This window comes from Pseudomonas sp. AC169, assembly GCF_979258515.1.
This window is the reverse complement of the sequence record NZ_OZ409866.1, coordinates 4,493,913-4,508,394: the sequence shown is the minus strand read 5'-3', so window position 1 is coordinate 4,508,394 and position 14,482 is coordinate 4,493,913. Positions and strand designations below refer to the sequence as shown.

15 protein-coding genes are annotated in these 14,482 nt (G+C 59.4%); all 15 read right to left on the bottom strand.

The features are described from left to right. Positions 1-5: 5 nt before the first annotated feature. Positions 6-311, bottom strand: a complete 306-nt coding sequence (locus ACZZ0G_RS20225) for an STAS domain-containing protein (RefSeq protein WP_038363841.1) — start codon at positions 309-311, stop codon at positions 6-8. A 191-nt stretch (positions 312-502) separates the two neighbouring features. Then, on the bottom strand, positions 503-955 hold the full coding sequence (gene fliJ, locus ACZZ0G_RS20220) for a flagellar export protein FliJ (RefSeq protein WP_463557298.1): 453 nt from the start codon (positions 953-955) through the stop codon (positions 503-505). Between the two features lie 6 nt (positions 956-961). Continuing rightward, positions 962-2,320 (bottom strand): flagellar protein export ATPase FliI, encoded by a 1,359-nt coding sequence (gene fliI, locus ACZZ0G_RS20215; RefSeq protein WP_463557297.1) that lies wholly within the window; start codon positions 2,318-2,320, stop codon positions 962-964. Further along, complete coding sequence (gene fliH / locus ACZZ0G_RS20210; protein ID WP_463557296.1) at positions 2,310-3,116, bottom strand: flagellar assembly protein FliH; 807 nt, start codon at positions 3,114-3,116, stop codon at positions 2,310-2,312. The genes fliI and fliH overlap by 11 nt, the downstream gene beginning before the upstream one ends. 4 nt (positions 3,117-3,120) lie before the next feature. Further along, positions 3,121-4,140: a flagellar motor switch protein FliG gene (gene fliG, locus ACZZ0G_RS20205; protein WP_007920042.1), complete on the bottom strand. Its 1,020-nt coding sequence runs from the start codon at positions 4,138-4,140 to the stop codon at positions 3,121-3,123. After that, positions 4,133-5,920, bottom strand: a complete 1,788-nt coding sequence (gene fliF, locus ACZZ0G_RS20200; RefSeq protein WP_463557295.1) for a flagellar basal-body MS-ring/collar protein FliF — start codon at positions 5,918-5,920, stop codon at positions 4,133-4,135. Before fliF ends, fliG begins: the two co-directional genes overlap by 8 nt. A gap of 15 nt (positions 5,921-5,935) precedes the next feature. Further along, complete coding sequence (gene fliE, locus ACZZ0G_RS20195; protein ID WP_150708273.1) at positions 5,936-6,265, bottom strand: flagellar hook-basal body complex protein FliE; 330 nt, start codon at positions 6,263-6,265, stop codon at positions 5,936-5,938. 127 nt (positions 6,266-6,392) lie between these two features. Beyond that, positions 6,393-7,784, bottom strand: a complete 1,392-nt coding sequence (locus ACZZ0G_RS20190) for a sigma-54-dependent transcriptional regulator (protein WP_463558870.1) — start codon at positions 7,782-7,784, stop codon at positions 6,393-6,395. A gap of 5 nt (positions 7,785-7,789) precedes the next feature. Beyond that, complete coding sequence (locus ACZZ0G_RS20185) at positions 7,790-8,998, bottom strand: sensor histidine kinase (RefSeq protein WP_463557294.1); 1,209 nt, start codon at positions 8,996-8,998, stop codon at positions 7,790-7,792. Between the two features lie 110 nt (positions 8,999-9,108). Further along, complete coding sequence (locus ACZZ0G_RS20180) at positions 9,109-10,584, bottom strand: sigma-54 dependent transcriptional regulator (protein ID WP_007920053.1); 1,476 nt, start codon at positions 10,582-10,584, stop codon at positions 9,109-9,111. 172 nt (positions 10,585-10,756) lie between these two features. After that, entirely contained in the window at positions 10,757-11,053 is a 297-nt protein-coding gene (locus ACZZ0G_RS20175; RefSeq protein ID WP_250603742.1) for a flagellar protein FliT, read from the bottom strand. A gap of 10 nt (positions 11,054-11,063) precedes the next feature. Next, positions 11,064-11,459: a flagellar export chaperone FliS gene (fliS, locus tag ACZZ0G_RS20170; RefSeq protein ID WP_463557293.1), complete on the bottom strand. Its 396-nt coding sequence runs from the start codon at positions 11,457-11,459 to the stop codon at positions 11,064-11,066. A 129-nt stretch (positions 11,460-11,588) separates the two neighbouring features. Beyond that, entirely contained in the window at positions 11,589-13,043 is a 1,455-nt protein-coding gene (gene fliD / locus ACZZ0G_RS20165) for a flagellar filament capping protein FliD (RefSeq protein ID WP_463557292.1), read from the bottom strand. A gap of 82 nt (positions 13,044-13,125) precedes the next feature. Continuing rightward, positions 13,126-13,482 (bottom strand): flagellar protein FlaG, encoded by a 357-nt coding sequence (locus ACZZ0G_RS20160; RefSeq protein ID WP_463557291.1) that lies wholly within the window; start codon positions 13,480-13,482, stop codon positions 13,126-13,128. Between the two features lie 73 nt (positions 13,483-13,555). Next, entirely contained in the window at positions 13,556-14,407 is an 852-nt protein-coding gene (locus ACZZ0G_RS20155) for a flagellin domain-containing protein (RefSeq protein WP_463557290.1), read from the bottom strand. Positions 14,408-14,482: the final 75 nt, after the last annotated feature.

The following is a 14,482-nucleotide window of genomic DNA, read 5'->3' as shown; positions in this document are numbered from 1 at the left end:
GGCCGTCAACTGATGTCGAAGAGTTTGTCGAAATTGGAGATGGCGAGGATCTTGCGCACATCCGAATTCGGATTCACCACCCGAATATCCGAATCATCACCACCGGCGTGATCACGCAAGAGCAACAGCATGCCAAGGGCGGAACTGTCCAGATAAGTGGTTTCTTTCAGATCCAGCTCGTAGGAATTGGGCTCTGGATCGACGCGCTCATAAGAATTGCGAAATTCTTGATGTTTGCCGAAATCGAATCGGCCTTTGACCGATATCTTAAGTTTCTTCCCATCCGGAGAGACTTCTGCAACGACTGACATTGACTGGCTTCCTTGTCATTGACGAACGTGTACAAGGTTTAGCACTTGGTAGACCCGTGGGCAAGGTGTAACACAGGAACAAAATGTGGGAGCGAGTCTGCTCGCGAAGGCGTCGTGCCAGTCAACAATTGAGTCAACTGACCGAATGCATTCGCGAGCAGGCTCACTCCCACAGGGTCTAGCGGTGCGATTTAGAACGGATTCTGCCGCGGCAAGCGCTGCGACAACTCATCCAGCAGCTTCTGCTCGCGCTTGTCTTCAAGGCGTTGCGCCTCTTCGCGATAACGCTGCACCAGTTTGCGCAAGCCTTCGACCTTGGCGAACGCCTGTTGCCATTCCTCACGGGCCTTTTCGAGTTTGTTCTGGTGCCAGACCAGGCTTTGCCGCTGCTGGTCGACGGCGGTGTCGAGCTGCGCCAGAAAGCCCTGAAAGCCCAGTAGCCATTGCCCGCTCACGCCGGTGCTGCCGCGCACGATCCATTGCTGCGAGTAATCCAGACGGAAGGCATTGAGGTCGGCCAGTTTGCTTTCAGCGACCTTCACCTGCCCCTGAAAATAGCCCAGGCGTTGCACCGCGGCTTTCTCGGCCTGCTCGGCCATGTCCACCACCGGCGCCAGACGCGCGGCTCGACTGACGGTAGCCATGAGCGGTTAGCCGCCCGCCGCAGGGGCAAACAGGGTTTCCAGATAAGCCTGGCTTTCGCCCATGTTGATTTTGTCGTTGAGGCCCTGACGCTGGTAGCGGACCAATTGCGGTTGCAGGGAGATCGCCAGATCGGTCTCGCGGTCGCCACCGGCAACGTAGGCGCCGACGCTGATCAGATCGCGACTCTGCTGATAGCGCGACCACAACTGCTTGAAGTATTGCGCGCGCTGCATGTGATCCGGCGAAACCACCGCCGGCATCACCCGGCTGATCGACGCTTCGATGTCGATGGCCGGATAGTGCCCTTCTTCGGCCAGACGCCGGGACAACACGATGTGGCCGTCGAGCACGCCTCGGGCCGAGTCGGCAATCGGGTCCTGCTGGTCATCGCCTTCGGACAGCACGGTGTAGAACGCGGTGATCGAACCGCCGCCCTTCTCGGCGTTACCGGCCCGCTCAACCAGTTTCGGCAATTTGGCGAACACCGACGGCGGATAACCCTTGGTCGCCGGCGGCTCGCCGATGGCCAAAGCGATTTCCCGCTGGGCCTGGGCAAAACGGGTCAACGAATCCATCAGCAACAGGACATTCTTGCCCTTGTCGCGGAAATACTCGGCGATGCGCGTGCAGTACATCGCCGCACGCAGACGCATCAGCGGCGCATCGTCCGCCGGCGAGGCGACGACCACGGAACGTTTGAGGCCTTCTTCACCGAGGCTGTGCTCGATGAACTCCTTAACTTCGCGACCCCGCTCACCGATCAGGCCGACGACGATAATGTCGGCCTCGGTGAAGCGGGTCATCATGCCCAGCAGTACCGATTTACCGACACCGGTACCGGCGAACAGACCCAGACGCTGGCCGCGACCGACCGTCAGCAAACCGTTGATGCAACGGATACCGACGTCCAGCGGTACGCTGATCGGGTCACGGTTGAGCGGGTTGATTGTCGGGCCGTCCATCGGCACCCAGTCTTCGGCTTTCATGCCGCCCTTGCCGTCCAGCGCGCGACCGGCACCGTCGAGTACGCGTCCGAGCATGCTCATGCCCATCGGCAACCGACCGGTATCCGCGAGCGGCACCACGCGCGCGCCAGGGGCGATGCCGGCGACACTGCCGACCGGCATCAGAAAGACTTTGCTGCCGGAAAACCCCATGACTTCCGCTTCCACCTGGGACGGGTGATAGCTGTCGTCATTGATCACCAGGCAACGCGTGCCCATCGCGGCGCGCAGGCCTTCGGCTTCGAGGGTGAGGCCGACCATGCGCAGCAGGCGACCCTCAAGAATCGGCGCGCCGGCAATCTCGGTGGCCTCAGCGTAACTGCTCAGGCGCTTGGCGAAACTGGTGCGTTCAAGGCGCATCGGGTTCGTCCGCGAGCGGCTCTTCAGGCGTGGCCGCCGGTTTTACGTCTTCCGGAATATCCAGAGTCAGATCCGCATCAGCCGGGTGCAAAGCCTGTTCATGCAACTGATCGAACAGTTTGGCCATAACCTGAGTGACGCGGGTTTCGATGCTCGCATCGATGCGACTGTGCTCGGTTTCAACCCGGCAACCACCCGGCAACAGCAATTCATCTTCGACAATGCGCCAGGTTTCCTCATGACGTTCGCGCAGGGCCTTGGCCTGTTCGAAGTCCTGCGGATTGACGTACAGACGCACGTTGTCGACGCCCAGCGGCAACAGCTTGAGGGCGTCGCGCATGACGTGTTCGATCTGGCTGGAATCGATGGCCAGTTCGCGCTTGATCACCTGTTTGGTGATGTGTTGCACGAGGTCGACCAGCGACTTTTCGATCTGCGTGTCTTGCTCGGCGATGGGCTCGAACAGGTTCACCATCAACTGCTCAAGGCTGGCGAGTTTGGCGGTGAGCGCCACCTCGGCTTCCTGACGCACCTTGAGCGTGGCGCTGTGAAAACCTTCTTTTTCGCCGATGCCGAAGCCCTCGTTGTAAGCCTCCTGACGGATGCTTTCGAGTTCTTCCAGGGTCAGTGGCTGGACTTCTTCCAGCGGCACTTCTTCCATTTCCGGCGGTTCGGGCTCCGGCTCAGGCTCGGGTTCCGGTTTCGGCGGGTCGAAGCTGGGCATGGCCCAGGATTCGAAACCACGGACATCGCGGGCGCGGATCAGATCCGTCACATCGTCGTCGTGCTTGTCCATGGGCTTAGATCATTTCCTCGCCACCTTTGCCACCGAGCACGATCTCGCCGGCTTCGGCCATACGACGGGCAATGGTGAGGATTTCTTTCTGTGCGGTTTCGACGTCGCTGACGCGCACCGGGCCTTTGGCCTCGAGGTCGTCGCGCAACAGTTCGGCGGCACGTTTGGACATGTTCTTGAAGATCTTCTCTTTGACACCTTCGTCCGAACCCTTGAGGGCCAGCACCAGCACGTCGGAAGACACTTCGCGCAGCAACGCCTGAATGCCACGGTCGTCGACATCGGCGAGGTTGTTGAACACGAACATGAGGTCTTCGATCTGACCGGACAGGTCTTCGTCGACTTCGCGGATCGAGTCCATGAGCTGGCCTTCGATCGAGCTGTCGAGGAAGTTCATGATGTCCGCCGCACGCTTGATGCCACCCAGGGTGGTGCGCGAGGCATTCGAGTTGCCGGAGAACTGCTTCTCGAGAATCTGGTTGAGTTCTTTCAATGCTGCCGGTTGCACGGTGTTCAACGACGAGACGCGCAGGATGATGTCCAGACGCACTTTGTGGTCGAAGTTGCCGAGTACTTCACCGGCCTGATCCGGGTCGAGGTACGCCACCACGATCGCCTGGATCTGCGGGTGCTCGTAACGGATCACGTCGGCGACGGCGCGCGGTTCCATCCACTTCAGGCTGTCGAGGCCACTGGTGTTGCCACCGAGCAGGATGCGGTCGATCAGGCCGTTGGCCTTGTCTTCACCCAGGGCCTGGGTGAGCATTTTGCGCACGTAGTCGTCGGAACCGACGCCGAGGCTGGTCTGGTCGCCGACGATGTCGACGAACTCGCTCATGACCTGCTCAACCTGCTCGCGATGGACATTGCCCATCTGCGCCATGGCCACGCCGACGCGCTGAACCTCTTTCGGGCCCATGTGGCGCAGCACTTGCGCGGCATCGGTCGAACCCAGGGACAGCAGCAGAATCGCGGCTTTGTCGACCTTGTTCAGTTTGACGGTTGCGGCTCGGTTATCACTCATCTGCGTTAATCCACTCTTTCACGACCTGAGCCACGCGACCCGGATCCTCGGCCACCAGACTCTTGATTGCATTCAGTTGCGCGTCATAACCCTCACTTGGGCTCGGCAACAGAATGCTCTGCGGACCACCGAGGCTCACGCGGTCGTTGGAAAGTTCGCCGTCCAGGCCGCCCATCCCGCCGAGTTCCACGTCGCTGCCAAGACCGGCCAGCTCCTTGCCTCTGCCGCCGCCGGTGATGTTGTTGAGCACCGGACGCAGCACACCAAACACCAGCACCAGGATGAACAACACACCCAGCACTTGTTTGACGATGTCCCAGAACCATGGCTGGGAGTAGAACGGAATATCGGCAATCACTTCGCCGCGCTCGGCGGAGAACGGCATGTTGATCACGCTGACGCTGTCGCCACGGCTGGCGTCGAAACCGACCGCGTCCTGGACCAGACGGGTGAAGCGCGCCAATTCGTCGGCGCTCCAAGGCGCACGGCTGGTTTCACCGTTGGCCGCGTTGACCTTGACCTGATCGTCGACCACCACCGACACCGACAGGCGATTCAGGCGACCCTGCTGCTGTTTGGTGTGGCTGATGGAACGGTCGAGTTCGAAGTTCTTGGTCGATTGTTGACGCTTGTCGGCCGGGTACGGCGCGAGCATTGGCTGGCCGGTGGCCGGGTCCATGATCTGCTGACCGTTGGCATCAACCAATGGCTGACCTGGCTGCACCATGGCGGCCGGCGCGGCGGCGCCACCGGTGGTTTGCGGTGCCGAGGCTGGCGACGGCGGCTGGTTGCTCAGGGCACCCGGCACGCCTTGCGGGCCATTGCTGGCAGTGCGTTGCTCGTTGACCGACTGCTCGCTGCGCAACGCCGGTTGATCCGGGTTGAACTGCTCGGCAGTCGACTCGACCGCATTGAAATCGATATCGGCCGAGACTTCAGCCTTGTAGCGATCGTTGCCCAGTACCGGCTGCAGAATGTTGTGTACACGCTGGGTGAGCATGCTTTCCATGCGGCGGCTGTAATCGAACTGCTTGCCGGCCATGGTCATTTCGGAGTTTTCCGCCTGATCAGAGAGCAGGTTGCCCTTCTGGTCGACGACGGTGATCTGCGACTTGCTCAACTCGGGAACGGAAGTCGCCACCAGATTGATGATCGCGATGACCTGACCTGGCTCCAGCGAACGACCGCTGTACAGCTCAACCAATACCGAAGCGCTTGGCTTGCGCTCGTCACGGACGAACACCGAGCTTTTCGGAATCGCCAGATGCACGCGGGCACCTTTGACGTTGTTCAGGCTGGAAATGGTCCGCGCCAGTTCGCCTTCGAGGCCGCGACGATAACGCGTGGCTTCCATGAACTGGCTGGTGCCCAGACCTTGTTCCTTGTCGAGGATTTCGAAACCGATATTGCCGTCGCTGGGAGTGACACCAGCAGCAGCGAGTTTCATCCGCGCACGGGACAAGTCATCGGCCTTGACCAGCAAGGCGCCGGAGTTCGGTTCAACGTTGTAAGGAATGTCGGCGGCGGCCAGGGTTTCCATGACCTGTTTGGCGTCCATGCCGGCAAGGCTGCCGTACAACGGACGGTAATCCGGCTGCTGCGACCACAGCACCACGGCAAAGCCAATCGCCACGCTCGCAGCCAGGCCGACCAACAGGCCCACCTGACGCAGCATGGTCATCTCGGAGAGGTTTTCCAGGAAGGACAGGCCGAACAGCGGCGGTTTGCCGTCTATCGGGGTGGCCTTGGCCGGAACGTTATCGGCGACTGCTTCTGCCATGACTCAATCTCGTCCTTATACCGGCATCTGCATGATGTCTTGATAAGCCTGAACCAGTTTGTTGCGCACCTGGGTCAGAGCCTGGAACGACACGCTGGCTTTCTGCGAAGCGATCATCACATCGGTCAGATCGACACCGCTTTTGCCCACTTCGAATGCGTTGGCCAACTGAGTCGACGCGGTCTGGGTATCGCTGACTTTGTTGATCGCCTGACCGAGCATGTCGGAAAAGCTGCTGCCTCCCAGCTCAGGGACAGCGGTCGTCGATTTCGGCGCAGACATGGCGTCCAATTTCATGGCCTTCATGTCCATCATCAACCGATTAAATTCAATACCTTGGCTCATGGTCTACTCTCTTGGGCGGCCCGCAATTTTTTGACACTCACTCGGCGGGTACACAGGTATTAGCAACAAGGGTGCCAGCTCACGGGCACCCCTTCAGAAAAGCATTTTCAAATCGTTGCATCAGGCGTCAGGTGGCGAACAGATAGCCTTCGACGTCCATCCCGGCATCGCGCATTTGCGCCAGTTTGTAGCGCAGGGTGCGCGGGCTGATACCGAGTTTTTCGGCGGCCTCCTTGCGACGGCCACGCTCGGCGCGCAGGGTGTCGATGATCATCTGAAACTCCCGGCGGCGCAGGTCATCGCCCAGGGCGCCAGCCGAATCCGCTTCGATTTCCACCTCGCGAAGCAGCGCTGGCACCGGCGCGGCGACGGGCATCGCGGTGTACGTCACGGGACCGGCCAGACAGAAATCCTGCGGCTGAATCAAACCGCCCTGCTGCAAAATCAGCGCCCGTTGAATGGCGTTATCCAGTTCGCGCACATTGCCCGGCCATGGGTAGGCGGTCAGGCACGTTTGCGCTTCAGGCGAGAGTTTCGCTGCGGCGTGCTTCATTTTATTGACGTGTTTGGTCAGCAACCTCTCGGCCAACGGCAAGATATCGGCAGTGCGCTCGCGAAGTGGACGCCAAGCCAGGGGAAACACCGACAGACGGTAAAAAAGGTCTTCACGGAAACGCCCGGCCGCCACTTCGCCGGCCAGATCACGGTTGGTGGTGGCGACCACGCGAATATCCAGGGCGATCGGCTTGCGCGCACCGACGCGCTCGACCTCGCGCTCCTGCAACACGCGCAGCAGTTTGGCTTGCAGGCCGAGAGGCATTTCGGAAATTTCGTCGAGCAACAATGTGCCGCCGTCAGCCTGTTCGAACTTGCCGGCTTGTGCGGCAATGGCGCCGGTGAACGAGCCTTTCTCATGGCCAAACAGCGTTGCTTCGAGCATGTTGTCCGGGATCGCGGCGCAGTTGATCGCAATGAACGGCTGACTGGAGCGATGGGATTGCTGGTGAATGTAGCGCGCCAGCACTTCTTTACCGGTGCCGGACTCGCCCGAGATCAGCACCGTGGAATCGCTGCGCGCCACTCGCGCGGCCAACTCGAGCAACTGCGCACTGGCGGGCTCGACTGCCACCGGACCTTCGCCTTCGTTTGCGCCAATGCTGCCCAGCGCATGCCGTGCCACCAGATCGAGCAAGGCCTTCGGCTCAAAAGGCTTGACCAGATAGTCCGCCGCACCTTGGCGCATCGCATCGACTGCACGCTCGACCGCGCCGTGCGCGGTCATCAGCAACACGGGCAATTGCGGTTGGCGTGCACGCAGCAGGGAGAGCAATTGATGACCGTCCATGCCCGGCATGTTGACGTCACTGACCACCAGACTGAACGCCTCACGCCCGACCGCCGTCAGCGCATCTTCAGCGCAACCGACCGCGTGGTAATCGTGGCCGGCCAACAGCAATGTATCGGCCAGCGCCTCGCGCAACGAGCGGTCATCCTCGACCAGCAAAACCTTGATGCCCATGTCTTTCACTCAGCTCCCTGAACAGCGGAAAACAGCGGCAGGATGACCTGCGCGCACGTACCGCGCCCGACCCGCGAACGCAGACGCAATTCTCCCTGATGCGCCCGGGCCACAGCCTTGACCACGGTCAGGCCCAGGCCGGTGCCGGTGACTTTGGTGGTGAAAAATGGCTCGCCGAGCCGCGCCAGAATGGCCGGTTCAATGCCGCTGCCGCTGTCGCTGATGCTCAGGCGCAGGCTGTTGTCGCGGCTGTAGCAATGCACTTTCAGACGCACATCACCGGCACTGGCCTGAATCGCGTTTTCGATCAAGTTCAAAAGCGCCCCCACCAGTGTGTCGCGATTGCACAGCAGCTCGCCGGCATGACTGTCGCACTGCCAGCGAATGGGCAGATCCTGCACGTGGGTCAGCGCCGCCGCTTGCAGCGCCTGCATCAAGGCATTCGGGGTCAGGCGATCAGTCAGCGGCAATTCACCGCGAGCGAACACCAGCATGTCGCGCACTTGATGCTCGAGTTCATGCAAACGTTCCTTCAGACGCCCGGCGAAACGCTGCTGAGTGGCGACCGGCAACTCTTGCTCAGTCAAATGACTGGCGTAGAGCAAAGCGGCGGACAGTGGCGTGCGGATCTGATGGGCCAGAGAGGCGACCATGCGCCCCAGCGAGGACAAACGTTCATGGCGCGCCAGTTGGTCCTGCAGATGACGGGTTTCTGTCAGATCGTTGAGCAGCACCAATTGCCCCGGCTCGGCATCCAGTGAGCGGGTGGCAATCGACAGGCGTCGACCATTTTTCAGGGAAATTTCATGACCGTCGTCTTCACGCGGGGCAAAGCAACGCGCAATCACATGGCGCCACAACTCGCCTTCAAGCGGCAGGCCGAGCAGTTCGATGGCGGCCGGGTTGGCTTCGCGCACCATGCCGTGACCGTCAATGACGATGACGCCACCGGGCAACAGATCCAGGAGGTTTTGCAGACGGTTGGCCAAGCGTTCTTTTTCTGCCAGTTCCTGCATGCGCTGGGCACTGACCACCGCCAGCTCACCCTTGAGCTCGGTCACCCGCGCTTCAAGCATGCTGTAGGAGTCCGTCAGTTGGCTGGACATCTGGCTGAACAGCTCGAATGCCTGCTCAAGACCCTGTCGGCTTGCCTGCTCTACGGAGGACGGCTGCCCCTCGGGACTGGAGGCAGAAGACATCTGGGCTTGGGGCATTGTGCTTTCTCGCTTGGCTGACCGTCAGTTAAACGGAACGTTGCGAGGGCTGTAGCAATACCCGTGCCTAAAAAAAACTGCTTATAAATTAAGCAGTTGAAAAACAGGCGTCAATCCTCCGCCTGTTCGTCTCCATCGCGCCGGCTCATGCCGTACTTGCGCATCTTCTCGACCAGCGTGGTACGGCGGATACGCAGACGTTCAGCCGCGCGCGCCACAATGCCGTTGGCATCGTCCAGCGCCTGTTGAATCAGGCCCTGCTCCAGACCACCGAGGTAGTCCTTCAGATCCAGGCCTTCCGGCGGCAGCATGGCATTGGCGGTGAAGTCCGGCGTATGGCCGTTGATCGCCACGCGCTCTTCGAGATCGCTGCGCAGGCTGTCGACCATTTGCTCGTCTTCGTCATCGACGTAACGGAATTTTTTCGGCAACTCGACCACGCCGATCACCCCGTACGGGTGCATGATCGCCATGCGCTCGACGAGGTTGGCCAGCTCGCGGACGTTGCCCGGCCAGCCGTGACGGCACAGCGACATGATCGCTGCCGAGTTGAAACGGATCGAACCGCGCTTCTCATGTTCCATGCGCGAGATCAGTTCGTTCATCAGCAACGGAATGTCTTCGACGCGCTCACGCAGCGGCGCCATCTCGATCGGGAACACGTTCAGGCGATAGTAAAGGTCTTCGCGGAAGGTGCCGATCTCGATCATGCTTTCGAGATTCTTGTGGGTCGCGGCGATGATGCGCACGTCGACGCTCTGGGTCTTGTTGCTGCCCACGCGCTCGAAAGTGCGCTCTTGCAGAACGCGCAGCAGCTTGACCTGCATCGGCAGCGGCATGTCGCCGATTTCGTCGAGAAACAGCGTACCGCCGTTGGCCAATTCGAAACGGCCGGCACGGCTGGTGATCGCACCGGTGAAGGCGCCCTTTTCATGGCCGAACAATTCGCTTTCGAGCAGCTCTGCCGGGATCGCCCCGCAGTTGACCGGCACGAATGGCGCATCGCGACGCTTGGAATGGTAATGCAGGTTACGCGCAACCACTTCCTTGCCGGTGCCGGACTCGCCGAGGATCAGCACACTGGCGTCGGTGTCGGCGACTTGCTGCATCATCTGGCGCACGTGCTGGATCGCCCGGCTGGTGCCGACAAGGCTGCGGAACAGGTTGGGCTCGCGATGACGACCGCGCTCGCGGGCCTGGTCATACATCTCGCGATAGACCTGGGCACGGTGCAGGGAGTCGAGCAGTTTGCTGTAGCTGGGCGGCATTTCGAGAGTCGAAAGCACACGGCGACGCTGGTCTTCAGGCAGGTCAACGGAAGAATTATCGCCCATCAACAAAACCGGAAGGAACTCATCCCAGGTCGAGAGTGTCTTTAGCAAGCCCAAAAGCGCGCCAGGAGCATTAACCGTCCCGATCAGTACGCAAATGACCTCACGACTAGACGACAAAGAGCCGACTGCCTGCTGCCAGTCATGGCTGCCGCAGGGTAAATTTTCTTCGCCGAGAAAATTTAGAATCACCGCCAGGTCGCGGCGGCGGACGCTATCGTCATCGATCAGCAGAATTTTGGTTTCACGCCACATGCAATAGCAACTTCCCTAGTCAACTCAATGCCCGAAATTAGGGGCAAGCGAGACGCTTGCAGGACACCATGTGCCTGTAGACGCCTGAAATCTGAAAACAGCCACTAGTTAAGTCAAAAAACCGTGCACAGTCAAATTTATGGCGCACATGTCTGGATTAACTGGGGGTTAATTAACCAAACAGATGGTAAACCTTTGCCGCCTTTTGCGCTTGGGTGATCTGCGACATCTCGTTGGCTATCGCCTGCCGCTCACCCATGGCCACCTCAAGAAGGTCCTTGTAGACGTGGAGCAACTCCTCAAGGTTGTCGCGCAATGCGACCTCGTCCAGCGCAGCCTCAGCCATGACGTCTTCCATGCAGGAACGGCAAGCCAGATCCAGCTCACCAATGGCTTCCCAGTTGCGCTCGGCCAGGGCACTGACCAACGCTTCTCGGGTATCGGCGATTCGCTGCAATACAAGACTCATGGCGCTCTCCTTAAAACTGTGGACCTGGTGGAGCAATACCGTCCCAGCCTTCCTTTACCGTGCGCAGGAGACCGGCAACTTCGTCGAGAATCTTCGGATCACTCTTGACGTTGGCCTCAGCCAATCGCTTCATCATGTAGATGTAGAGCTGGTTGAGTTCAGCTACCGCATCGGCGCTGTTTTCCAGATCGAGACCTTCACACAGGCCACCAATGATGCCCACGGCCTTGCTGATAGCCGTGCACTTGGCAGCAATGTCCTTGCGCTCAATGGCGCCTTTGGCCTCAGCGATACGCCCCAGACCACCTTCCATCAACATTTGCACCAGGCGGTGCGGGCTCGCTTCGGACGTCTGGGCATGTGCGCCGACTTTCTGGTATTGCCGAAGGGCTAACATCGGATTCATGTTCTACCTCATTGCCACAATGACTCGTATATCCAGTGTATCGCCAACGAGTCAGAGAACTTTAGATCAAAAGACAAAAACCCGGCACACGCCGATAAAGCGTAGCCGGGTTTTTGTCGTGCCTGCCTGTTACTTCGCGGACTGCTGAGCGGTCAGCGAGCTGAAGAACGAGGTAATGTTGCTCGCCGTCGCCTTCATCTGCCCTACCAGCAAGTCCATGGCGTTGTACTTTGCAGTCAACGTCTTGGTCAGGTTGGAAACACGCAAATCCAGCGCCAACTGCTGCTCGGTCAGGCTTTTGGTGTTTTTGGTAAGGATGGCCATACGCTGATCAAGCAAACCGGTACCGGACTTATTATCCGCTGGTGGCTTGAGGTACGGGTCCACCGCTTTGCTCATACGCGCCAACAGACCATTGGTGTCGTCGGTGCCAGTGAACAATTGCTGAACCTGACCAGTCATGCCTGGCTGGTCCATGGTTTTGTTGAATGCAGCGGTATCGAACGTCAGGTTACCGGTATTGCGGTCGGTCATTACACCCAACTGCGACAGCACCGCCAACGGACCGCCAGCGCCCTTGGCCGTCAACTCGCCACGAATATCGGCAATCAGTGCGCGCGGCATCGCATCGCCTGTGAATGCCGCTTGCACGGTCAGCTTGCCATCGGCATCCGGCGTAGCCTTGGACAGCGTATCGATGGTGGTCTTCAAGGTGTTGTAAGCGTCGACGAACGACTGAATCGATGCCTGCAGCCCCTTGGTATTGGCGTCCACGCTGACAACCGTCGGCTTGGCCGGCGTACCTTCGCTGACAGTCGTCAGATTCAAGGTCAGACCACTGATTGCGCCGCTCACCGTGTTGCTTTTGCTGGTGACTTCAAGGCCGTCGATGGTCAGTTTGGCGTTTTTCGCAACGCCGTTGACGGCGCCTGAAGCACCTGCAGCCGGGCTGGCGCCCATCGGCTGGGTACCATCGATTTCCAGACCGGCAATACCGCTGACGGAGAGGTCAGAACCTTCGCCGGTCTTGCTCGAACTGATCACCAGGCGCGAAGCACCGCTGCTGTCGGTCACGATGTTGGCGGAAATGCCGTTGGCGCCCTGAGCCTTGTTGATGGCGTCGCGGGTGGTCTGCAACGTGGCATCGGCCGGGATGTCGACATTGTAATCAGTGCCATTCTGACTGATTTTCAGGGTACCACTCGGAATGGCACTGGCGGCACCGCCGGCGAAAGAGGCGCTGGCGACTTTCGAGCCCGTGGCCAACTGACTGACAACAACGTTGTAATTACCCGCAACCGCGCTGCTATCGGAAGTAGCGGTCAGGTTCGTATTGCTGGAAGTCGCGGTGAAACCGGCAAATGCAGGGTTGGTCTTGCTGCTCAGATTGGCCATCGCCGTCTGGAAGGTGGTCAGCGCACTCTTCAACGAACCGATGCCGGAAATCTTCAGCGTATTGGCTTTGGTTGCGGTATCGATCTGGGTCTGCTTCGGCGCCTTGTCGGCGTTGACCAGCGCAGTGACGATCGCACCGATGTCCAGGCCGGAACCCAGTCCGGTACCCGGTAGAATTGGACTTGCCATGTGCATCTCCCTTCAGATTGTTGCCATTCTTTTGACCGTTACACGCGTCCTGAGAACGTACAAACATTATTCATGCCAGCTATCAGACTTTGGCGTCGAACAACACGTGGCTCGCATTGGCGAGGCTGTCTGCCAGCTTGAGGGCTTCTGCGGAGGGAATCTGTCGAACGACTTCACCCGTCTCGCTTGCGATCACCTTGACGATGACCTTCCCGGAATGCTCGTCGATCGAGAACTCCAGATTGCGCTTGATCGATTGGACAAACTTCTCGATCTCCTGCACCGCCAGTTTCAACTTGGCGTCGTCCGTAACCTGACTCTTGGCAGCGACCGGCGCTTCAGTCTTGGCAACTTTCGGCGTTTCTGACGGTTTGTCAGTAACCGGCGTGACTGGCTTGGGAGCCGGATAAGACTGGTTAAGCTTGACGCTCATGTCCATGCTCATCACCTCCTAACGTAAAAGGGCGAGAGAGCACGACCAGCGCACTCCCCCGCCCAAACTTGTTCCGAAATTACTGAAGCAGCTTCAGTACAGCGGAAGGCAGTTGGTTGGCTTGAGCCAGAACGGAGGTCGAAGCCTGCTGCAGAGTTTGCTGCTTGGTCAGGTTAGCAGTTTCTGCGGCGAAGTCGGTGTCTTGTACACGACCCTGTGCAGCAGTGGTGTTCTCAACGATGTTCTGCAGGTTGGCGATGGTGCTGGTCAGACGGTTTTGCGAAGCACCGAGGCTGGCACGGGTGTCACCGATTGCAGCGATAGCAGCGTCGATTGCAGTGATAGCGTTGTCGATGTTGCTACCGGCGTTTGCAGCGTCAGTACCGGTCAGAGCCAGAGTACCTTTGTCCACGGACAGGCTGACGGCGTCGAACTTGGAGCTCAGTACCAGGTCGATGTGGTTAGCAGTACCGGTGTTTGCGCCAACTTGCAGAGTCACAGTACCAGCCGAACCGTCCAGCAGGTTTTTGCCGTTCAGGTTGGTGGAAGCTGCGATACGGGTGATTTCGTCCGACATGTCGGCGAATTCTTTGTTGGTCGCTTTCTGGTCAGCAGTGCCGTTGGTGCCGGTACGTGCTTTAACAGCCAGTTCACGCATACGCTGCAGGATGTCGGTAGTAGCTTGCAGAGCGCCTTCAGCGGTCTGAGCAACGGAGATACCGTCGTTGGCGTTCTGGATAGCCTGGTTGCCACCGCGGATTTGCGATTGCATACGAGTGGAGATCTGCAGGCCAGCGGCGTCGTCTTTAGCGCTGTTGATTTTCAGGCCGGAAGACAGGCGCTGCATCGAAGTCGACAGAGCGTCGGAAGCGCGGTTCAGGTTTTTCTGAACGTTCAACGATGTGGTGTTGGTGTTTACTGTTAAAGCCATGACGAATTCCTCGTTGGTTGGGTACTGCGGCTTCCGGCCCTGGCAACCGCCGGGTATGGCCTAGAGAACCTTCGT